The 20,888-nt window shown below is 68.3% G+C and carries 19 protein-coding genes, 1 tRNA gene and 1 pseudogene; 8 read left to right on the top strand and 13 right to left on the bottom strand.

Annotated features, from left to right (window positions below):
* Nucleotides 1–8: 8 nt before the first annotated feature.
* Nucleotides 9–850 (top strand): IS5 family transposase gene (locus QRX50_RS36165; protein WP_434533178.1). Its coding sequence is split into 2 segments (ribosomal slippage): nucleotides 9–345 and nucleotides 345–850, totalling 843 coding nucleotides; the frame shifts between segments, so codons are not numbered across the junction.
* Between the two features lie 230 nt (nucleotides 851–1,080).
* Here the strand turns inward: QRX50_RS36165 and QRX50_RS50010 are convergent.
* The 6 genes from QRX50_RS50010 to QRX50_RS36125 all read right to left on the bottom strand — a co-directional run bounded on the left by QRX50_RS50010 (nucleotide 1,081) and on the right by QRX50_RS36125 (nucleotide 6,646).
* Nucleotides 1,081–2,028: a cold-shock protein gene (locus tag QRX50_RS50010; RefSeq protein ID WP_434533177.1), complete on the bottom strand. Its 948-nt coding sequence runs from the start codon at nucleotides 2,026–2,028 to the stop codon at nucleotides 1,081–1,083.
* Between the two features lie 235 nt (nucleotides 2,029–2,263).
* The gene (locus tag QRX50_RS36145) at nucleotides 2,264–2,719 is read right to left on the bottom strand and encodes a hypothetical protein (RefSeq protein ID WP_285967572.1); all 456 of its coding nucleotides are present in this window, start codon (nucleotides 2,717–2,719) and stop codon (nucleotides 2,264–2,266) included.
* A 333-nt stretch (nucleotides 2,720–3,052) separates the two neighbouring features.
* Nucleotides 3,053–4,564, bottom strand: coding sequence for a B12-binding domain-containing radical SAM protein (locus QRX50_RS36140; protein WP_285967571.1), 1,512 nt, complete (start codon nucleotides 4,562–4,564; stop codon nucleotides 3,053–3,055).
* Between the two features lie 290 nt (nucleotides 4,565–4,854).
* On the bottom strand, nucleotides 4,855–5,064 hold the full coding sequence (locus QRX50_RS36135; protein WP_285967570.1) for a hypothetical protein: 210 nt from the start codon (nucleotides 5,062–5,064) through the stop codon (nucleotides 4,855–4,857).
* Between the two features lie 228 nt (nucleotides 5,065–5,292).
* On the bottom strand, nucleotides 5,293–5,775 hold the full coding sequence (locus tag QRX50_RS36130; RefSeq protein WP_285967569.1) for a hypothetical protein: 483 nt from the start codon (nucleotides 5,773–5,775) through the stop codon (nucleotides 5,293–5,295).
* Nucleotides 5,768–6,646 (bottom strand): hypothetical protein, encoded by an 879-nt coding sequence (locus QRX50_RS36125; RefSeq protein WP_285967568.1) that lies wholly within the window; start codon nucleotides 6,644–6,646, stop codon nucleotides 5,768–5,770. The genes QRX50_RS36130 and QRX50_RS36125 overlap by 8 nt, the downstream gene beginning before the upstream one ends.
* A gap of 373 nt (nucleotides 6,647–7,019) precedes the next feature.
* Between QRX50_RS36125 and QRX50_RS36120 the strand changes: the two genes are divergently transcribed.
* Nucleotides 7,020–7,913, top strand: a complete 894-nt coding sequence (locus tag QRX50_RS36120; RefSeq protein ID WP_285967567.1) for a class I SAM-dependent methyltransferase — start codon at nucleotides 7,020–7,022, stop codon at nucleotides 7,911–7,913.
* Nucleotides 7,914–7,956: 43 nt separating this feature from the next.
* On the opposite strand, the gene QRX50_RS36115 is transcribed toward QRX50_RS36120, so the two are convergent.
* Nucleotides 7,957–8,030 (bottom strand) — tRNA-Met (locus tag QRX50_RS36115).
* A gap of 312 nt (nucleotides 8,031–8,342) precedes the next feature.
* On the opposite strand from QRX50_RS36115, the gene QRX50_RS36110 reads away from it, so the two are divergent.
* A complete protein-coding gene (locus QRX50_RS36110) occupies nucleotides 8,343–8,888 on the top strand; it encodes a hypothetical protein (RefSeq protein ID WP_285967566.1) in 546 nt (181 codons plus the stop codon).
* Between the two features lie 257 nt (nucleotides 8,889–9,145).
* Here the strand turns inward: QRX50_RS36110 and QRX50_RS36105 are convergent, their stop codons facing one another.
* From QRX50_RS36105 to QRX50_RS36095, 3 genes are all read right to left on the bottom strand, one after another.
* The gene (locus QRX50_RS36105) at nucleotides 9,146–9,640 is read right to left on the bottom strand and encodes a hypothetical protein (protein WP_285967565.1); all 495 of its coding nucleotides are present in this window, start codon (nucleotides 9,638–9,640) and stop codon (nucleotides 9,146–9,148) included.
* Nucleotides 9,637–10,233 carry a DUF2231 domain-containing protein gene (locus tag QRX50_RS36100; RefSeq protein WP_285967564.1) on the bottom strand — a complete coding sequence of 199 codons (597 nt, stop codon included), beginning with the start codon at nucleotides 10,231–10,233 and terminating at the stop codon, nucleotides 9,637–9,639. The genes QRX50_RS36105 and QRX50_RS36100 overlap by 4 nt, the downstream gene beginning before the upstream one ends.
* 739 nt (nucleotides 10,234–10,972) lie before the next feature.
* Nucleotides 10,973–11,458, bottom strand: a complete 486-nt coding sequence (locus tag QRX50_RS36095; protein WP_285967563.1) for a DUF4383 domain-containing protein — start codon at nucleotides 11,456–11,458, stop codon at nucleotides 10,973–10,975.
* Nucleotides 11,459–12,266: 808 nt separating this feature from the next.
* On the opposite strand from QRX50_RS36095, the gene QRX50_RS36090 reads away from it, so the two are divergent.
* A complete protein-coding gene (locus tag QRX50_RS36090) occupies nucleotides 12,267–12,725 on the top strand; it encodes an SRPBCC family protein (RefSeq protein WP_285974654.1) in 459 nt (152 codons plus the stop codon).
* A 991-nt stretch (nucleotides 12,726–13,716) separates the two neighbouring features.
* Here the strand turns inward: QRX50_RS36090 and QRX50_RS36085 are convergent.
* Nucleotides 13,717–13,899, bottom strand: a pseudogene (locus QRX50_RS36085) (MerR family DNA-binding transcriptional regulator); the annotation flags it as partial.
* Nucleotides 13,900–14,752: 853 nt separating this feature from the next.
* On the opposite strand from QRX50_RS36085, the gene QRX50_RS36080 reads away from it, so the two are divergent.
* The 3 genes from QRX50_RS36080 to QRX50_RS36070 all read left to right on the top strand — a co-directional run bounded on the left by QRX50_RS36080 (nucleotide 14,753) and on the right by QRX50_RS36070 (nucleotide 16,033).
* On the top strand, nucleotides 14,753–15,184 hold the full coding sequence (locus QRX50_RS36080) for an Hsp20/alpha crystallin family protein (protein ID WP_285967562.1): 432 nt from the start codon (nucleotides 14,753–14,755) through the stop codon (nucleotides 15,182–15,184).
* A 127-nt stretch (nucleotides 15,185–15,311) separates the two neighbouring features.
* Nucleotides 15,312–15,704 (top strand): hypothetical protein, encoded by a 393-nt coding sequence (locus QRX50_RS36075; RefSeq protein WP_285967561.1) that lies wholly within the window; start codon nucleotides 15,312–15,314, stop codon nucleotides 15,702–15,704.
* Nucleotides 15,701–16,033: a J domain-containing protein gene (locus QRX50_RS36070; protein WP_285966309.1), complete on the top strand. Its 333-nt coding sequence runs from the start codon at nucleotides 15,701–15,703 to the stop codon at nucleotides 16,031–16,033. The genes QRX50_RS36075 and QRX50_RS36070 overlap by 4 nt, the downstream gene beginning before the upstream one ends.
* Nucleotides 16,034–16,407: 374 nt before the next feature.
* On the opposite strand, the gene QRX50_RS36065 is transcribed toward QRX50_RS36070, so the two are convergent.
* The gene (locus tag QRX50_RS36065; RefSeq protein ID WP_285967560.1) at nucleotides 16,408–16,635 is read right to left on the bottom strand and encodes an ANTAR domain-containing protein; all 228 of its coding nucleotides are present in this window, start codon (nucleotides 16,633–16,635) and stop codon (nucleotides 16,408–16,410) included.
* 187 nt (nucleotides 16,636–16,822) lie between these two features.
* Nucleotides 16,823–17,065, bottom strand: coding sequence for a response regulator (locus QRX50_RS50515; protein ID WP_434533375.1), 243 nt, complete (start codon nucleotides 17,063–17,065; stop codon nucleotides 16,823–16,825).
* A 992-nt stretch (nucleotides 17,066–18,057) separates the two neighbouring features.
* Here QRX50_RS50515 and QRX50_RS36055 point away from each other — a divergent pair.
* The gene (locus tag QRX50_RS36055) at nucleotides 18,058–20,883 is read left to right on the top strand and encodes a Pls/PosA family non-ribosomal peptide synthetase (RefSeq protein ID WP_285967559.1); all 2,826 of its coding nucleotides are present in this window, start codon (nucleotides 18,058–18,060) and stop codon (nucleotides 20,881–20,883) included.
* The last annotated feature ends 5 nt before the right edge of the window (nucleotides 20,884–20,888 follow it).

Here is a 20,888-nt window from a genome sequence, read left to right as displayed (position 1 = left end):
GAACAGTCGTGGCGAAGACGACGCAGCAGCGGCGGGTCGAAGACCGGCTCTGGGAGCTGATCGAACCCCTGATCCCGTCCCGACCAGCGCCGCGCGGTCCGGGTGGGCGGCCCCGGATCGATGACCGTGCCGCGCTAGAGGGGATCTTGTTCGTGCTCGACACCGGCTGCCGCTGGCGAGACCTACCCGAGCAGCTCGGATGCGGTTCCGGGCACACCGCGTGGCGGCGGTTACGTGAGTGGCAGGACGCCGGCGTGTGGGACCGGCTGCACCAGCTCGTGCTCAACGAGCTGTCCAACATCGACGAGCTCGACTGGACCAGAGGCTGCATCGACGCGGTGTCGGTGCGGTCGAAAAGGGGGGCGAGCTGACCGGCCGCAGCCCCACTGACCGGGGTAAAGCCGGCTCCAAGTACCACGTTCTGTGCGACGCGAACGGGCTACCGCTGCACATCATGTTGTCGGCGGCAAACACCCACGACAGCATGCTGTTCGAGCCGCTGCTGGACACGAACCCGACCGTGCGCGGCCACCACGGCCGGGCGGGCCGGCCACGATGCCGACCGGACAAGCTGCACGCCGACAAGGGCTACGACTACCGCCGCTGCCGCCGCTACCTGACCCGCCGCGGTATCAAGGTCCGTATCGCCCGGCGCGGGATTGAGGGCAAGTCCCGCCTCGGCCGGGTCCGCTGGGTCGTCGAACGCACCATCTCCTGGCTACTGCGGTTCAAACGCCTCGGGCTGCGCTACGACCGGACCGAACGCACCACGCTGGCGCTACTCACGCTGGCCTGCACCGTGATCAACGTCCGCCGGCTCATAAAGATCGAGCTCTGCGACCAGGTCTAACGCATCCATTCACTCGTTTGGGATACATCGGTAGCTCTGTGTCGTTGGGTGGAGGTGACTGGTGAGCTTCCGAGCGCGGAGCAGGTCCTCGGGTCGGCACGGGGCCCCCGTCACCACGAGGGAGATCGATCTCCTGAAGGGGGCTGCAGCCGCGTTGCTGACGGCACCATCGACGGGGATGAACGAGCACTCTCGTCGGGAAGTGATCAGCCATCGGTGGGGCCGCCTCGTCAGAGGCGTTCGATGCGGTCGGCCTGCGGGCCCCGGTCGCTCTGACGCACCGCGTACCGGACCCGGTCACCCTTCTGCAGCGACTCCGACCCCATGATCACGGACACGTGGGCGAAGAGATCGTCGCCGCCTGCGTCCGGGGTGATGAAGCCGAAGCCGCGGTCGCCGTCGTAGCGCGCGACGACGCCCTCGCCGCCTCGTACGGGCACGTCCCGCGCCGCCGGCCCTGCGGCCGCGGCAGGTGCCGACCGCTGCGGCGCCGTCTGGGGCTCGATGCCCCGGACCAGGTGCACGTCGCGGGCCTGCGGGCCCTTGTCTCCACTAGCCACCTCGTAGGCGACGCGGTCGCCCTCCGCGAGCCACGTCAGCCCCTCGGCCAGGGCCCGGGCGTGAACGAAGACGTCCCCGGCGCCGGAGTCGGGGTTGATGAAGCCGAAGCCCTTGTCCTCGTCGTACCAGGCCACCGTGCCGTCGGCACCGTCCGCGATACCAGCCGCAGCGGGTGAGCCGGCCCCTGCTCCCAGCGGGATCACGTGCCCGGCCTGCGGGCCGCGCTCGCCTTCGACGATCAGGAAGGCCACCCGCTGCCCCTCGGTGACCACGCCGCCGGTCACGATGGCGGAGCTGTGCACGAAGATGTCGGCGCCGCCGCCGTCCGGCGACGCGAAGCCGTACCCCTTGCCCGGCTCGTACCAGTTGACGGTGCCGAGCAGGCCCACGGCGCTGCCGGTGGCCGCATCGGCGGTGACGCGAACGCGCAGCGCCTGGGGCCCGCGGTCGTTCTCGCCGACCTCGAACACGACGGCCTGACCCTCGCGGAGCACTTTCGCGCCGCCGTCCCCGACGATCTCGGAGGCGTGCACGAACACGTCCGGCGAGCCGTCCTCGGGCGCGAGGAAGCCGAAACCCCGTTCGGCGTCGAACCAACGGACGGTCCCTTGCGGCATCAAAGGCTCCAGGTCGAGAGGGCGGGCAATGGCCCCCAGTCTCTCTGACAGACCTCCGGTCCGTCGGGCCGGGTCCACAGGCGGGCGGTGCGGAGCCAGGGGCGGGCCGTTGGTTCACCTAGCGACACGCCGAGTTTTGAGACCAGGTCTTACTCGGTACTGCTACTTCACCTGCTGCGAACGTCACCGCGGGGAACCCTTCCACTGATCGGTCCCAGCACACTGACGCCGCTGGTCACTGCCCGGAGCCCCGTTCACTGATCGGCTCCGGCCACCTGACCGGTCCTGCAACTGCACTAACACACAACAAAATTGCACTTACACACAACAACAACCACTGCATGTTCTCCACGTACGAGAGAGACAACGTCAGAGGCTGCTGCATCAGCAGCCACGCAGCCCGCAGCCTGGGAGCCAGGGCCCTCATGAACTGCGCTCCCGGCGCCGCACCCTCGTTGTCGCCGAACGCCCAGGTGAACTCACCGCCATGCCCGTACACCAGCCGCGGCTCCGTCTCGGCCACGCGCCGGTGCGGCGTGACCTTGTCGAAGACCGGAGAAGTCTCGTCCCGGTCGAAGTAGATCGACCCGAGCAGTGCCTCGCTTCTCCCGGGTATCCGAGCCCAACACACTGCGGTGATCCCGACCTCGGCATCACCCAGCTCGGTCGATGCGATGGGCCGCTCAAACACCTGAACCGGCCTCGGAGGGCAGATCCTCCGGCGCAAGCTGGAAATCCGGGATGGAGCGCGCCGCGACGGTGGTCAGCTCGACCATGTCGGCAGCCACGTAGAACAAGGTGGAGTTCTGCAGTCGCCGCCGCGCACCGCGCGCAACCTCATCGTCCCGACCTCTCGGAGTCCCGTCTCCTCGTCCGCCGCAGCTCTGCGCGAGGTCGAACTCGGCTACGACTCCTGCTCCACCGCCCGACGTACACCTCGTACGCCTCTCCGGCCGACCACGTGCCTCCAGCCATCACCGGACCCTACGCCGGGAGCCCCCGATCCGAGTCCACTGTGGATCGGCTACAGCCGGATGGACGACAGGTCGGGAGTCCGGTCCGCGGCCGAGAGCAGCTCGCTGTAGTCGCCGAGCATCCGGTCGCCGAGGTGGCGGTAGAACTCCGGCAGCGCGGTGGTCCGCCCCTCGTGGAACGCCAGGAAGCCGGGGTCGGACCGCAGCAGGGTGCGGATGCGCCGGAAGCTGCCGAGGTCGGCGCGGAAGCCGGCCGTGCGCGCACGGTGCACCCAGCGCACCACGCGGCTGGGCGCGGTCCGCAGCCGCCGGCGCAGCATCTCGGGTGACGCGGCGTGCCCGTAGAGCTCGATGAGCTTGTCGTAGTAGGTCACCGGGTCGTAGTTCTTGATTGTGGTGACCACGTAAGGCGCGTAGTAGAAGCTGAACGGCATAGTGGGGAGGATCCGCCCGTCGGCCGCGAGCTCGTCGTGCAGCGGCGTGCCGCCGAACGGGACCGGGATGTTGATCGTCGGGAAGGCGAACGGCGCCAGATCCATGAACCGTTTCGTCAGTTCGACCGGCGCGTCACCCTCGTCGGTGTCGAGGCCGAACATGAAGTTCGCCTGCAGGTACGGCACGTTGTCGGCCAGCTGCGCGAAGTGCGCGGCGACCCGCTCCACCTTCGCCATGCCGCCGGCGCGCCCGACCCCGGCCTTGTTCGAGTAGTCCGTCCAGGACTCCACGCCCGGCGCGACCATGGCACAGTTCGTGTCCTTGAGCCGCCGCGGCCGGTCGCCGCGCAGCACCGTGAGCGAGCTTTCGATGATGTACGGGGGCCGCTCACCCGGCGGCTGGGCCTCCAGCGCTTCGAAGACCTGGTCGAACTTCACCGCGAAGTTGGGATCGTGGAACACCACCAGCCGGCCCGGCAGGTGAGTGGCCAGATAACGCAGGTCGGCCTCGAGCCGCTCAATCGACAGCGGCCGGTAGGTGCTGCTCCAGTCGATGCAGAAGTCGCACCGGTACGGGCAGCCCATGCTCGCGAGCATGGGCACCGCCGTCAGCGGCGTGGGTGTCCGCCCCCGGAAGAAGGCCGAAGCACGGATCTCGGGCATCCGCTCCTCGACTGCCGGCACGTCGTCGAAGGGCTTCTCCGACGAGATCACCGCGCCCGGGTCGAACTGCCCGGCCAGGATGTCGGCGACCAGCGCCTCGTCGCACTCGCGGACGACCAGGTCGAAGAACCGCAGGCAGTCCGCGGGGAACGCCTTCGCGTGCGGGCCGCCGATCACGGTGCGCACGCCCGCCTTGCGGTACAGCTTGGCGAGCGCGTAGGCGAGGTGGCTGACCTGCGTGTAGCAGGAGATGAAGACGACGTCGAGGTCGGCGGGCACCAGGCGGTGCGGCCGGCCGAGGCCGTAGTAGGTGGCGTAGAAGGTCTCGTGCCCCATCCGCCGGCACCACACGGAGATGGCTTGCGGGGTGATGCTCGCGTACTGCTTGGTGATCAGCAGCTGGTAGCCCAGTTCCACCGGGCGCCGAGCCGGTGGACCGAGGAGATCGAGGATTCCCACTCGCACCGCGTGCCCCCTCGGTGGCCGGCCGGCTCGTCCTCACCGGCGGTGAGCAGTACGCACGATGCGTGCCTGCCGATCTGCCTTGCTAGCGGCGTCACCAGGGGCTGGAGTGAACGCGGCGAATCTGGCGACTCTACTCCGGCCGATCGCCAGCCGGAAGGGCCGCCACCTGCGAACAACCGGCGGCAGGTCCACTGTAGACGGACGACGCGCCGGGATTCCCCCGCGAGCCGTCCACGGTAGTCGGACCAGTGCACCGGTGTTGATCTTTACATCGAGCGGGTTGGAAACCATTACCCGAACGGTTTCCACTTGATGGTGGGTGTTGGGTTGTGGCTACGCTCAGCCTGGTGGGAAGTCCTGAAGCGGTGGCGGTGTTTGTACAGCTCGTGCACCATGTCTTCGAGCTCCGCAATGCCCTGGCGTAGGCGCTCGGTGGTGATCGGGAATTGCTCGCGGGGGTGCCACCGGAACATCTCCTGCTTGTTGTCGCCGGTCGTCATCGGCCGGGCGTGCAGCACCGGGTTGCGGATCTTCGCGGCCTTGCTCAGCAGCGGACCGGCTGCGTCGATTAGCTGAGACGCGGTGCCACCTACACGCGCCGGGTGCCAGCTTCAGCGAGACAGGACAGGGCTGTGCTGGGCAAAGCTGGTCTGTCCGGCTGGATTCGGGGCTGGTGCGGGATCAGCTGGCGCCGGTCTGTCCGGTGCCGGGGTTCAGGTATCGCACGGTCACACCGCGCACCGCGTGTTCGGCGTCGCGGCCGTGGCCGAGGCGCCACCTCCAGGTCTCCCCGCTGGCGTCGGTGATGTCGCGGCGACCGGTTCGCCGCAGGGCGCGCCGAGGCGGTCGTAGTTCCAGCCGCGGTCGCATCCGGTGGCGGTGCACCAGGTTCGGCCGGCGCTGGAGCGCAGCGTGTTGCCGTGCTCGGGGCACACCCCCCACGGCACCCCGCACAACCCGGGGCCGGTCGCGGTGCGGTGGCGGACGAGCGGTTCGATGGCGCGGTCGAGGTCGCCGAGGTAGCCCTCGAGCAGACCGTCGCCGTCGTCGTCGATGAGGTAGCCGATGCGGCGGATGCCCTCATCGGCCGAGGCGGTGAATGCGGCGCCGAGCGCGACCGCGCGCTTCCGCAGTGCGCGCACGTCGGCGGCCAGGTCCCGTGGCTGCGCGGGGGTCGGGAGCCCGGCGGTGAGGTCGGGGTGCTCAGTCACGGTGGTCTCCCTTGTTGATCGTGTCGTCGAGGTAGGCGTCGTCGGTGAGCACGGCCTCGAGTGCGCGGGCGATCACGTCGAACGCCGCGGTGAGGGCGACGTGGCCGCGGCGGTCGAGTTGGCCGGCGACGAGGGGGCTGTCGCTGGACACGGCCAGCAACCCGCCCGAGGGGCGGTACAGCGTCATCGTGACGGCGGGGGCTTCGTCGTTGGGCAGGGCCAGCTGCAGCTCGGCGCGTTCGACGACGGGGCGCTGCCCGCCATCGAGGGCGGCGATCTCGGCTTCCTCGGTGCGGGCCGCGAGCTGCGCGTCGGTGAACCCCGCGAACTCCTCCGTCAAGAGCCCCTGGGCTTCGTCGATGACGGTGGCGGCGCGGTCGACGATGTCCTGCAACACCTGCGCACGGGAACCGATCCCCGCTTCACCGGCGGTGTCGTCGGTGCCGTGCGGGTGTTCGAGCAGATGCTCGATGCGGTCGAGCGCGATGCCGAGGGCCCACACGGCCTCGGCCAGCGGCTGCCGGTCAGCGCCGATCAGCGAGGGCAGCGCCCGCGTCTGCACCAGCCGGCCCAGCCCGGCGATCGCGGCGGCGGTCAGCGGCTGGTACTTCGGGGTCGTGGCCGCCGCGGTGCGGTCGCCGGCGTCGATGCCGCGGGCGCGCAGGTCGGCGTAGATGGTGTCGCGGGAGACGTCGGCCAGGCGCGCGAGCTCGCGGATGTTGCGGGCGCCGGTGCGCCAGGCGAGCGCCACCAGTGTGGCCCGGTCGTCGGGCATGCGGTCGCGGTTGCGGGCCCAGGCCTGCAGCGCCTCCAGCGCCATCGCCTGGGCGGGCACGGCGGCAGCCGGCTCGGGGGGAGTGGTGTTCGGCATGCCACCACGATATGCCGAACCATTCGACATGTCGAGTCACTCGACAGTTTCATTCGTTCGGCGGCGCCGCGACCCATCTACTACCGATAACCTGTGATATCGGTAGCCAAGTCTTTTGTGCGGAAACTTGGCTACAAGGCCAATTTCGTAGACCAGATGTGATCATGCGACGGCGTCAGTCGCCGCGCCCGCCTCGCACACCATCAATCGCCGCAGCCGCGACCGAGCGGGCATGGACATCGAGGCCCACACTCGTACGCTCAGGCCGAGCCGTCAGCCCCTGCCCAGCAACCCGAATGTGCGTGAGCGAGGCCCGGCCCGCAACCGTCTCATCCGAGGCAGTCACGTCATACCGTCTAGTAAGGAGACCGGGGTGCCCCTCGACTCGACCGGCAAGATCTCCTTCGACCACATCTACGCCGAGCCCGATCCGCGTGCCTTCTTCGGCACGCTGGGCCGGGTCGGCTACCTCATTCCACAGCTGGCCAAGCCCTACTTCCGCAAGCTGATCGAGGAATACCGCGCCGAACGCGGCGTCGCGGCACCGACCGTGCTCGACGTCGGCTGCTCGTATGGCGTCAACGCGGTCCTGCAACGGTGCGACGTGACGATGGACCAGCTCTACGACTACTACACGGGCCCGGATGTGCTCGCCCTCGACCACGAAGCACTGCTCGCGGCCGACCGTGGGTGGGTCCGCTCGCACGCGGGTACCGAACACATCCGCTTCATCGGTCTCGACAGCTCGGGTCCGGCGCTGGCCTATGCGCAATCGGCCGGCTTCATCGACGCCGCGATCCACGCGGACCTTGAGCGGGACGATCCGACGCCGGAGCAACACGACCTGCTGGCCGGGGTCGACCTCGTCATCTCGACCGGCTGCGTCGGGTACGTCACGGACAAGACCATCTCCCGGATCGCGCACGGGTCGCGGCCGTGGATGGCGCATTTTGTGCTGCGGATGTTCTCCTACGACCCGATCGCGGCACGCCTGGCCGAGCTGGGCTACCACAGTGCCGGCGTCGACGGCGTGTTCCGGCAGCGGAGGTTCGCCTCGGCCGAGGAGCAGACCCAGATCCTGGACACGCTCTCGAGCGCGGGTATGGACCCGGAGGGCCTGGAGACCAACGGCTGGCTGTACGCCCAGCTGTACATCTCCCGGCCGGCCGGCGCGGCCACAGAGCTCGCCACCGTGATGAACGCCGTGTCGCCTGGTTCAGGCACCAGTCTCACAAAGTTGGCGGATCCGCCACAGATCCGCCAATGACCAAGGCCCGGCCTGCACCATGTGCAAACCGGGCTTTTCGCAGTAGCGGGGACAGGATTTGAACCTGCGACCTCTGGGTTATGAGCCCAGCGAGCTACCGAGCTGCTCCACCCCGCGTCGTGTGTTGAGAGGCTACACGGGGGGTGTGGTGGTGGCGGACCCAGTCGTCCAGGTCGGCCGCGGTCTCCTGATCCGGTTACCTCCGCCCGGAAGGTCCGGACCATGGCACGACAGAGCGCGGCGTGTCGTTGGGATCCGCCTCGCGCGACGCTGAGTGGTCGACGCAATCAAGCGGCAGCGCGCCAATTGCGATCATGATCCCACGGATTGTTAGTGGCCGTCGGTTGGCCGCAGCGGACCGCGATGCTGATCAGCACCCCTGCCCGTATCTTTGGGGGATCGGTCTCCGGCAGCGCGTAGTGTCCGGGCATGGATCCCGACAGCCAGTACGGCCTGCGCGGAGAGTCTGTTCCGGAATTGCTGGGACACTACGCGGCGATCCTGCAGGAGTTGCGCCGGCGGGGCGTGGTGAGGACTCGGAATGCGCCGCTGGGTGACTATGCCGAGTGCCTCGCCGCGCGGGTCTACGACGGGGAGCTGGCCCCGAACTCCGGTCTCCTACGACCTGCACCGTTTTCCGGATCGAGGTGGCGGCGATGGACTCAACGGTTCCGGGCGGGCGGAGGACCGTCTCAGCGCGGAACGCGGCTCGACGGCTCCGCGCGACCGAACGTCACCTCAAAAGCCACGGACGCGGTCTGGGTGCGGCGGACCTTCGGTGAGGTCGCGTGGCGCCTGGGTCGCGGCTGGTTGGCGGTGAACCTCGCCTTGGACGTCATCGCGCTGGCGCTGATCCTGTTCGGCGTGCTCGTGGTGTTACCGGTGGCCTTCGCGGGATTCGTCCTGGGCAACATCGCCGTCTGCATGCACCTCGAACGCCAGAGCCGGAGCGAGGGCAGTATGAGAAATCGGTGACCCGCCGCCTGGTTAACGAAACCCTCGCGCGCTCCCGCGGCGACGTGGTGGCGAACGGGTGGGCCGGTCTCTCTTGAGCGTGGCCAGTAGTCGGGCTCGAGCGGCCTGGCGGAAGCCGGTGCCGTTACCGCACTATCAGCTCGTGCCGCCAAGCCGACCAGCGCCGCCGCTCATGAGCACCGCAAGCTTCAGCGCGAGGATGCGCCGGCTCGCCGGCCGCGTCTTCGATGGCGCGGACGCCAACGGCGTCGCCGCGCTCAGTTCTCCTGGTGGGTGGGGGTCATGATCTCGATGCCGATCTGGCGGCGGAAGGGTTCGACTGTGTTTCGCTGGTGGTCGGCTCGAGCCAGGAGGTCGTCGAAGTCGACAGACGGCACGCGTGCGCGCAGGCCGGCCAGGTCACCGAGGGTGGTCCACAGGATCTTTTTGCCTTCGATGCCCATGGCCAGGGCCTCTAGTTCAAGAAAACGGCTCAGCGGGGAGTAGGACCGCAGGCGGCCGTTGTATTTGAGCCGTCCCAGCCGTTCCCCCGCGAAGGCGGCCGCGGCCTTGGCGCGGTTCGGGCGCACGTTGAGCGTGCGCATGATCAGTTCGAACGTCCGCACGTCTTCGGCGATGGCTTGGGCGACTTTGGCCAGCGCGTCTCCCAGTTCGGTCCCGCGGTTGTTGTCGCGGGCCCGGCGCGCCAGTTCGCGCCAGGTGATGCCCAGGGCGAACTGGTCGCGGAGGTAGATGCGCAGGAACTCGGTCACCGGTCGACCGCCTGTGGGCGCGGGGACTGCCACCGGAAGACCCCGGCGCCCTGCGCGTAGGCGAGGTGACCGCCGAGCGCGCCGCCCGCGCTGAGAACCACCAAGCCGACGACGCCGAGGATCTTGCCGCCGACCGGCTCGCGCCGGCGGCGCAGGTAGGAGCCGGTGAAAAACGCGGCCCCGAGGCTGTTGAGCACGAGATGACCGAACCCGACACGTCGCTGCCGCTCGTCCAGCTCGCTGTAGTCGGCCGCGCCGAGCACCGCAGCCGGTGCCACGGCGAGCAGGCCGATCCCAACCAACCGCCGGGCGGCTGCGTCGCTGCCTGGGACCAGGTCGAGCAGCGCCGAACACACCCAAGCCCCGATCGGGACGGTGACGGCAAGCGGGTGCAGCGGATGCCCGAGCCGACGCCCGCGCAGCTCACGGCCGACCCGACCGCCGAAGAGCCGGATCAACGGCTTCGCCACCGTCGCCGCGGGCGCATCAATCCCTCGTGCGGTTTCCATCGCGGACAACACACGATGAGGTGCCGCAGCCCGTCCCCCTTCGCTGCGGATCTTCGGAACAGCTTGTGCGGTCTCGTCGGTCATGCCGCGGGCTACCCCGTGGTTCCCGGCACCAATCTCGCGTTGGCCAAAACGTGGCCGGCCGTGGTGACCGTATGGCCGGATACCCGCCTGCGACGACGTTGCGCCGGCTGACCCAGGCGGAGTCCGCACCCGAGGACGGGCAGTTCAAGGACGACGCCACAGGCTCGCGCGGCGGACCGATCCGGACGGGAGTGACGCCTTGAGCGCGAGAGCGGGCAGGCGCGCGGGAAGCGGTCGAACGGGGGTGACAGGGGCGGCACCGGTCCGCCACCGGAAGGAAGCCCGCCGTGTCGTAACCCGCCCAGCAGCAGAGCCCGCCCGGAACGACGTCGGCGATGACGCCCCAGCCCGACCACGGCGAGCACACCTACCGCGGCCGCGCCGTGGCGATCGCGTACGCGCGCGGAGGCGCGGATGTGCTGATTTCCAACCTGGACGAGCACGAGGATGCCGAGGAGACGCGGCGCTGGGTCGACAAGGCCGGCCGTACACGGCGAGCGCAGGCATCCCGGGCGGCAGCGGAGCGGTCAGGCCCGCCACGTGGTCGTCGGCAGCAATGCCCGTCGAGGCAGTCGGTGGTGGACAAGCCGACTGCTGAGCACGCGCGCGGTGTCCGCGGCTACGGCGGCCATGGAGCCGGCGATAGCCGGCATGCGGTCCCTTCGATTGCTAACGGGGCGTCGGCGGGTAAGGAGCAGACCGCCGCCGACGCCCCTGGGCACCACGCGTTGCGTGGTTGCTAGCGGGCGCCGGGTCCCCTGGCGGTGGTCGGTGTGGAGACTGTGCGTCCTTCGCGGCCAGTGAGCAGGCCGAGAGCGATCATGCCGATGCCGAGGCCGAGGTGGAGCCAGTTGTCTGCGTTGTTGAGCGGGACGAAGTTGGCGTCACTGCCGTGGTCGATGAGCAGGCCGTAGAGCCACAGCACGAGGTAGACGACTCCTCCGACGAGGAGGAACAGCCGTGCTGCGCGCGCGGTGCGGGCGCACGCGAAGCCGACGACACCGAAGAGCAGGTGCACGATGTTGTGCGGGGTGGAGACCATGAACACGCCGAAGAGCATGGCCGTCGAGTCGTGCCCGGCGAAGCTCATCTGGTCGTAGTCGGTGGCGACGCCGGGGATGAACCCGAGGATGCCGACCAGCAGGAAAACGACGGCGACGATACTCGCGGCGAGCTGGGCTGACGACCGTCCGATTGCGGTGTGTGACGGCGAATGTGTGGACACGTCCTTCTCCTCCCGTGGAACGGCTCCGGTGGGGCCGGACGGCCACCACGCTGGGCGTACCCCGTGGATGCTTCGGTAACCCCGGTGGGCTCGACCAGCGTGCTTCGTCACGTCGAATCATCGATTGGTCGCGCGGGTGTTCGTCCTCGACATGCCGAATGCCGCGGTGAACCGGGTCCTGATGGTTATTTGCACGTGAGGTGGGCATTCCGATGGTTCTCCAGGACGTCACCGACGTACTCGAACGGAAAGGCGTGATCAAGTTCGTCGGCAGCTGGGACGAGCTGGGCCGGACCGTCTCCGACGAACTCCCGGCCGGTACCAGGTGACCGCGCGCCGTCCTCCACCCACAGTAGACACCCTCCATGACGAGGGAGAAAAGGAGACCGCGATGATCAGAATAAGCCGCATCCTCGGGATGCTGACCGCCGCCTACGGCGCCGCGGTGGTGGCCCGTCCCTCTGTGCTGACCGGACCGCTGCACCTGTCCGACGGCCCGGTGTCGCGTCCGGTGCGCCTGCTGGCGATGGCCATGGGTGCCCGTGACCTGGCGATCGGGACCGCGATGGCGGCCGCCCCGGCCGGGCGGCCGACGACGGTCGCCGTCGCCACCCGGGTCGCCGCCGACGTGTCGGACGCCGTCGTCTTCGGCACCGGCCTGCGCGAGCGCGACACGAAGCTCAAGGCCGTCGCGGCGGCCCTCGCTTGGGGTGCGTTGTGCGGCGCGTCGTTGCTCGGCAACCGCAATTCGCGGGAGGCCCGCCGGGTCACCCGCACCACCGAAGGGAAGCCCGTTTCGACCAGCACCATCACCGAATCTGTCGACGTGAAGGTCACCGTGCCCGCCGCTTACAACCAGTGGACGCAGTTCGAGTCGTTCCCGCGGTTCATGGACGGCGTGGAGGAGATCCGCCAGCTGGACGCGACCCACACCCACTGGAAGATCAGCGTCGCCGGGGTGACCAAGGAGTTCGACGCGACCATCACCGAGCAGAACCCTGACGAGCGGGTCGCCTGGACGTCGGACTCCGGCCCCACCCATGCCGGGGTGATCACCTTCCACCGGATCGACGACGAGACCACGCGGGTGACCGCGCAGATGGACATCGACCCGGACGGGTTCGTCGAGAATGTCGCGGACAAGCTCGGCATCCTCGACCGCAAGGTCAAGGGCGACATGGAGCGGTTCAAGACGTTCATCGAGAACCGCGACGGCCGCGAGACCGGAGCCTGGCGCGGTGACGTCGACCGTCCCGCACAGCACTGACCACCGGGTGCCGCGGGCTGCTCACCAGTCGCGTTCCAGCCAGGGGACAGGCGGTTGAGCGGGGTGAGCCGCCCGCGGTTGGGGGCCGAGCGGGTCGGGTGGCCCGCGACGCCCCAACTCGTCAGGAGCGCGTTCGCGGCGGCCGAGCCGGTGGCCGCGGCCGTTCCATCAGCGCGACCGGGAGATTGATCCGGATGCCGTCGCCGGCCAGCACCAGTCCCGGGGTGGTCGTGGTAACGGTGGGGCGGTCCGCGAAGGCGCCGATTCCGAACAGGGGACAGTCCTCCCGCCCCAGCGCGATCTCGCCGACCTCCCGGGCGGCGACGGTTTCTGGGTGTATCTCGCGGAGCCGTTCGTCCATCTGTTTCGACAGGGCCTCGACGTCGGTTGTGGTGGCGGCGGAGGCGTGCAGTGCCACGACGGAGCCGCCGGTTTTCCGTGCCCAGCCGCGGGCTTCGCCCTCGTAGCGGTCCAGGACGCTGATGTTGTCCAATGGAGGCACGTTGCCGGTGCCCATGAACGCCGGCCGCGATGCGTCCACCGCGCGATCGAGCCAGAGCCGGCGGACGAGGAAGCCCGGAGCGGAGCGGAGTCCGGCGATATTCGTGTGCCAAGCGTTGGCGCCGAACCCGGTGACGCCTCGATCAGCGATTGCAGGTCGCCGACCTCGCACGCCAGGCCGAGACGGCGCGGGCAGCTGCGCGGGGCCCACAGGCGGGGACCGCCGAAGGTGTGCGGCCAGGTGACAGGCCGCCAGGACGGGGTCGCGTCCGTGCTGATGATGTACGTCAGCCGCGGGATTCCCGTTGGGCGGCGGAGGATGCGTTCGACGTGGTGCATCGCTTCGCGTCCTTCGGGATTTTCTGCATGAGCCAGTTGTGGAACATACCGGGGAATTCGTGGTAGTCCACGTCGATTCCCGCATCTCGGGCCCGGGCGGTGAAACAGGACTCCTTTCGGGCCCGCGCGCCGTGGCGGCGCGCCACTTCACCAGGGTGAGCTGGCGGCGGGAGTAGCGGCGATGGCCGCCGTCCGAGCGCTGTGGGTGCACCAGGTCCGCGGCGTCGAGGCTACGCAGGAACGCTTCCTGCGCACCCAGCATCTTCGCGGCCTGCCCGGTGGTGAAGGCCGGGTAGTCGTGGTCGTCGAGGTTGCCCAGATCAGCCACGCACACCTCCTTGACGGGTCGTCACGCACGCCAGCCGCTCCAGATTATCTAGTGCGGACACTTGACACAATTTGCAGTTCGCGCTATAGAAATGGATGAGCGGTGCATGACCTGGTGTCGAACACGACGATGTTGCCGGGGAGTGATCGATGATGCCGGACACCACCCGCCGCGAGGCGGTGACCAGCGGGTTCGCCGAGCTGGTTTACGCCGATCCAGTGTGGCTGCGCGCAGAGTTCGACGCGATCATGACCGCCAATTTCGAAGGTTTCCCTCCGTCCCCAGCGAGGCCCCGGCCTGGATCCTCAGGTCCGCGGCGATCCGACCGCGCACCCCGCGCCCTCGCCAGTGGTGACCGGTCGGTCGGTGTGGTGCCGGCGATGCGAGGTCGGCATCGGCAGCGTTCCCCTCCGTGGCCCGGTGCGCTCCTGGGGTCAGCGTTACGACGGTGATTTCGAAAGGCAGGTGGTGCCTGCACACCTGGAGTCCGCCCGGCTGTTGTCCTTTCGCTCAGCGGGGATGCCTGCTTCGACAGACGGCCGAGGAGACCTGACTGTGGTCCCGGCCCGGCGTCTCGTGGCGCACACCTCGCGGCACCCCCGGCTCGGCGTACGGCAGCCGGGACAGGCCCCAGGTGATCGAAGGATCGATTGCACACACAGCATTCTCGAGAGGTGTTTCCCACCGAACTGGTTCCGGCCCCGCCGCCCGCGTTGCGGCGGGAGCCGGATCTCGACGACGACACGAAAACCAGCACTCATCTCCGCAAAAGCAGGGTGGCGTACAGGTTTGACCAGCCGCCTCCGGTTCCCAGCACGCCGGTGGCGGTGCACAGGGAAGGAGCAAAGGAGGGATGGTCATGTTGATGCGGACCGACCCGTTCCGGGAGCTGGACCGGCTGACCCAGCAGTTCTTCGGCGCCAACGGCACCACATCGCACCCGGCGGTGATGCCGATGGATGCCTACCGGTCCGGCAACGAGTACGTCGTGCAGTTCGACCTGCCCGGTGTCGCGCCGGACTCCATCGACTTGGGCGTGGAGCGCAACGTGCTCACCGTCAAAGCCGAACGCACGCCGGCCTACGACGAGGGCACCGAGGTCCAGGTGTCCGAGCGGCCACGCGGGGTGTTCTCCCGTCAGCTGTTCCTGGGTGACACCCTCGATGCGAACAACATCGCAGCGCACTACGAGGCGGGTGTGTTGACGCTGCGGATGCCGATCGCCGAACAGGCCAAGCCACGCAAGATCGCCATCAGCGGCGAGAGCGAGTCCAAGCAGATCAACGCCTGAGCGTCTCGGACCCCTGGCTCGGCGTTGTGGCCCCCGCCCGCGCAGCATCGAACGCTGCCGGGCGGGGCCAGCGTCTACCTCGCCCACCCCGTGCCAGGTCGAGCACAGCATGAGGAAAGCGGAACCGATGGGTAGCACCCGACGCCGACCGGTCACGATCGCCACCACGCCGGCCACCACGGCCCGTGACCTTCGGCGCGCAGTCCGCGCGGCCGACCCGGCCAAGACCCCTGGCGTGGCACAGCTGCGTGACGCCGGCTGGCAGCTGACCCAGCTCACCGGCGAGCTGACCGATCTGGTGACCCTCCTGGCCGAACACACCGGCCACCACACCCAACGTCCCGAGCAGGTTCGCCAGGCCGACAGCGCGCCGGACACCGCACACCTGGCCTCCGCATGCCGGGAACTGGCCACCCTGCGCCGCGCCCTCGACACCGCCCACAGCGCGGCGCACGATTACTACACCGAGATCAGCCAGCTCAACCCAGCTGTGCCCGGTTCGCTCCGGTCCTCGCCATGAACTCCTCTCACCCCACAGGCCTGCCCGACCCCTACGCGGTACTCGGCGTGGCTCCCGGCGCCAGCACCGCCGAGGTCACCGCCGCCTACCGGCACGCCGTGCGTGACTGCCACCCCGACGCACCACACCCGGACCGCGAACGACTCGCGGCCGTGATCACCGCCTACCGCCACCTCCGCGACCACCTCGCGCGGCAACCCACCGAACCGCACCGGCCCTCCACACCAGACCGCGACATCCACGTGCGCGTGCACCCCCGCACCACACCGCCACAACCAGACGTGCGCGCCGGCCCCGTCCACCGCCACCCTCACCGACAAAGCTGGTGACCGCGATCCTCGAGCGCGGACGGGAACGGCGGCGCCGACTACGTTGGCTGAGAACCGCCGTCACACGTTCAGGCGAGGCTCAAGGTCGAGGGTTTATCCGTTGCCGCGGGCCCTCCCGTCATCCCCGCGGATGTGGTCCAGGTCGACGCCGGTGAAGCGCTGCGGGCCGCCTCGCGGGATGGCCACTATCGCCGTGGCGACAGCGATCACCGTCGGACCGCACACTGACTCGGGAGAGGCTTCGCCTTCGCGATCACTCATCCCACTGCACCACGAAGCCGTTGATCTCGGCGAGGCATCCCGCGCACAGCACCATTGGACGGACTACGGCCGCCACAAGGCCGATCCGGCTATCCGGGGTCTAATCTCGCTCGTCACAGGTCGCGGCGGTGCTCAACGAGCCAGGCGGCGACCTCGTGCAACGTCATGTTGCCGTGCTGCGACGCGTCGACGAGCACGCGGAACGCGGGTGTGGCGTCCACATCGCGGCGTTGCATGAGGATGCCCTTGACCATGCCGATCACGCCCCGGCTTCCATGGCAGGGCAGGTGAGCTTCGGTTTGGGCACCGACGAGCGCGATCGCGGCGTGGATGACGAACATGCGGCCGTTCTGCTCGGTCTCGTCGCCGAAGGCGTCCGTCTCGGTGGAGACGAGTCCGCGGTGACCCGGCGAGCGGCCGGGTCGATCCTCAGCCGGCCGAGCGTGATCTCAACCGGGCTGCGATCGGACGAGTGGCGCCGCAGGTGCGCGCGCAAACGAGCATGCAATTCGCCCAGCGCCACCGGTTTCACGAGGTAGTCGTCCGCGCCCGCCCGAGGCCCACGACCACGTCCATCTCGTCGGCACGCGCAGTGAGCATCACGATCACGCACGCCGGCAGCGCACCACGCAGCTCGCTGCACACCTCCGTACCGTCCACGTCCGGCAGGTCCAGATCGAGCAGGACCAGGTCGCACGGCTGTTTCGCCGCGTCCTGCAGGGCCGTGCGGCCACAGGTGTGCCACGCGACCTCGTGCCCGTGCTGGGCCAGGCTCGTGTGCAGAACCTCACCGATAGTGGGGTCGTCTTCGACGACAAGGACCGGGCCATGCCCCGAGAATATCCGCGTTTCCCGATTCTAGGGCAGCGCGCGATCATTTTGCCTACCGCTAACCTGAGCGGACTGTTCGTTTGCCCGCGCGAACGGCGAAATCGGTTCGCATTCGCCCGTGAATGCGTTTTGATCGGCACGCGCCGACCGGATCACCGGGGCGGCGTCGCGACAGTCCGGTCACGTCGCGGGTGGCGTCGTTCCCAGGCGTAGGCGGAAAAAATCTAAGATCCAATTGGCGCGACTGGCGGCACAAAGGCTGCACCAATGCCGCGCCGCCTCCTGCGCGGCATTGGAAATTATCGCTCCAGAAAGGCTTGACAGCCGGGCGTCGTCCACCACTAGTCTGGATTGCGAGCACAAAAACAGATGTTCTTGTGGAGCTAGGTCCAACCATTCCGTATCGGGCTGGAGCGTGTCAAGAACGTCTTCGTTGAGGATTTCGGGTTGGCGGGAGTTCAGTCGGATGAGACACGGGTCGGCATCGCGAAGGCTCAGGCAACGCCAGCCCTGCCCGACGGCGCGCGGCACCTTTCGCGGTACGGCCCAGTGCATGGCGCCGGCCATCGAGGCCGAGCGCGCTGGCCGACACTCGTTGCCGCCCGCGTCTCGGCTTGCGGCCACTTCTCCGACGATCTCGGCGCTAACTCCCTGCCGCGGGCCCGGTTCCGCATCTTACGGGCGAAGACGGGCCTGCCGCCGGTGTTGGTCGATGCCTACCTGCATCCGGCGGTAACCCCGCTGTGCTTATGACGCGAGGTCCGCAGTCGGAGGCTGCACCCATCCTTCCTGCTGCGCACCGCGCCGGTTTACGGCTAGCCGTGTTCTGGCCCCAGCTCCGATAGCAGTCCAGGCAAGTGCGGATGTCGTTCATGAGTCAGGTCCGCTTGTCGCGCCGATCCCTCCAATGTCTGAATCAAGAGGTTCACCAAATGGGACACTCCCACGGCGTCCTGACCGCTGAGCCGGCTGACAATCTGACCACGCTCGCCGAATGCGAGCGGGTCTTTGCCGAGGTGCTCGCCGATATCGTGGGCGCCGACCACGTACCGGTCGACAGCCACTTTTTCGACGATCTCGGCGCGGACTCCATGGTGATGGCCCGCTTCTGCGCGCGGGTACGCAAGCGGCCCGACTTGCCGTCGGTGTCGATGCCGGACGTCTACCAGCACCCGACAATTCGGAATCTTGCCGCAGCCCTCACGAGCACCACAACCACGCCAAGCTCACAACCGGCAATCACGCTCGCCGAATGCGAGCAACTCTTCGCCGAGGTGCTCGCCGATATCGTGGGCGCCGACCACGTACCGGTCGACAGCCACTTTTTCGACGATCTCGGCGCCGACTCCATGGTCATGGCCCGCTTCTGCGCGCGGGTACGCAAGCGGCCCGACTTGCCGTCGGTATCCATGCCCGACACCTACAAGCACCCGACCATCCGAAGCCTCGCAGCGGCCCTCAACACCACAGCCGACACCGAAACCGCCGCGTCGCAGCCGGCAACTCCGGCGGCTCCCAATGAGCCGCCGAGGCACGCCCGCAATGGCAAGTACGTCCTCTGCGGGGCGTTGCAACTCCTGTTCCTCCTCGGCTACCCCGGCCTCACTGCGGCCGTCTGGGTGGCGGGTTTCAAGTGGGTCGCGGCCAGCCCGAACCTGGTCGACGTCTACCTTCGGTCGGTCGTGTTCGGCGCCGCGATGTTCCTCGGCCTGTGCAGCCTTCCGATCCTCGTCAAGTGGGTGCTCGTCGGCCGGTGGAAGCCACAGGAGATCCGTGTCTGGAGCATGGCGTACGTCCGCTTCTGGCTGGTCAAAACCCTGATCCAGCGGAACCCGATGGTGCTGTTCGTCGGTTCACCGCTCTACACCCTCTACCTGAGGGCACTCGGCGCGAAGATCGGGCGCGGCGCCGTCATCTTCTCCAGGAACCTGCCCGCGTGCACCGACCTGCTCAGCATCGGCGACGGTGCGGTGATCCGGAAGGACTCGTTCTTCAACGGCTACCGAGCCCACGATGGTGTCATCCAGACGGGTGCAGTGAGCATCGGCAAGGACGCGCTCGTCGGCGAGGCGACGGTGCTCGACATCCGAACCTCGCTGGGTGACGGGGCCCAACTCGGACACTCGTCGGCTCTGCACGCGGGTCAGGCAATACCTGCTGGGGAACGCTGGGTCGGCGCGCCTGCCCAGCGGGCCGAGAAGACGAACCAGATGGCGGTCTCAGCGCGCGACGTGGGCACAGGCCGACGGGTGGTCTTCTCGGCCGTGCAGCTGGGGAACCTGCTCCTGCTGGGTCTGCCGCTGACGTTCGGCATCGCGGACATCGCGATCCCTCAGCTCCCGGAGTTCGCCCCCCTGCTGGATTCGGCACCGGTGTCGCTCACGACCTGGGCGTTCTTTCGTGACGCACTGGTCGTCTCCGCCGTGGTCTTCTTCGGCGCTGTGCTCGTCGGCCTCGTGCTCGTGGGAACCGTTCCGCGCGTGCTGAACCTCTTCATCAAGCCGGACACGGTCTATCCGCTGTACGGATTCCATTACTGGCTCCAGCGCGCGATCGCCCGCACGACCAACATCAGGTTCTACACGACTCTCTTCGGCGGAACCTCCTACATCATCTACTATCTGCGTTGGTTGGGCTACAGCCTTCGCGGGGTGCGGCAGACCGGTTCGAACTTCGGCGAAATGGTCAAGCACGACACCCCCTTCCTGAGCGCGGCCGGCAGTGGAACGATGGTCGCGGACGGGCTGTCCATCATCAATGCCGATTTCTCGAGCACGTCCTTCCGCCTGTCCCAGGCGTCGATCGGTCCGGACAACTTCCTGGGGAACATGATCGCCTACCCCCCGCAGAGCAAGGCGGGCGACAACTGCCTCCTCGCGACGAAGGTCATGGTTCCTCTCGATGGACAGGTGCGGGAAGGCGTGGGCTTGCTCGGCGCGCCCAGCTTCGAGATCCCGCGATCGGTCAAGCGCGACAGGGAGCTCGACGTGAGCAGCGCAGACGAGCTGCGCCGTGGCCTAAGGGCCAAGACCGTCTACAACACCATCAGCATGGCGCTGTTCCTGCTGGTGCGCTGGACCTTCTTCTTGTCCGTCACCGTGGTCTACCTGGCTGCCATCAACCTCTTGCACTTCGTGGGCTCGCTCGCACTCGCGGTCGCACTGGCCACCGCAGTGGTCATCGTTTTCACGGTCGCCTACAACGTCGTGGTCGACCGGCTGTTCCGGCCGCTGCAGGCCTTGGTGCCGCAGGGGTGCTCGATCTATGACCGCGCCTTCTGGCGACACGAACGCTTCTGGAAAGTGAGTTCCCTGACCTATGTCCTCGCCTTCAACGGCACCCCGCTCAAGAACGTGATCTGGCGGCTGCTGGGTATGCGGGTCGGCCGCCGGGTCTTCGACGACGGCCTCCGCGTGCCCGAGCGGAGTTTCACCACGATCGGGGAGAACTGCACCCTCAACGCGGACACCATCGTCCAGTGCCACTCGCAGGAGGACGGCGGGTTCAAGTCGGACCGCATCGCGATCGGTGCCGGCTGCACCCTCGGTGTCGGCGCGTTCGTCCACTATGGCGTGACGACGGGCGACCGCGCGATGCTCGCCACCAGTTCTTTCCTCATGAAGGGCGAGGAAATGCCACCGAACGCACTGTGGGGCGGAAACCCCGCCACAGAGATGCGCGAGCACTCGGTCGATCTGCAGGTCCGAAAGATCAGCATCGATGACAACGGCGCCGCCGTGCTCGTCCGCGGCGGCTGACCCGG

Source organism: Amycolatopsis sp. 2-15 (genome assembly GCF_030285625.1).
Classification (GTDB): domain Bacteria; phylum Actinomycetota; class Actinomycetes; order Mycobacteriales; family Pseudonocardiaceae; genus Amycolatopsis; species Amycolatopsis carbonis.
The sequence above is the reverse complement of the archived record's forward strand: the minus strand, read 5'-3'. Positions and strand labels throughout refer to the sequence as shown.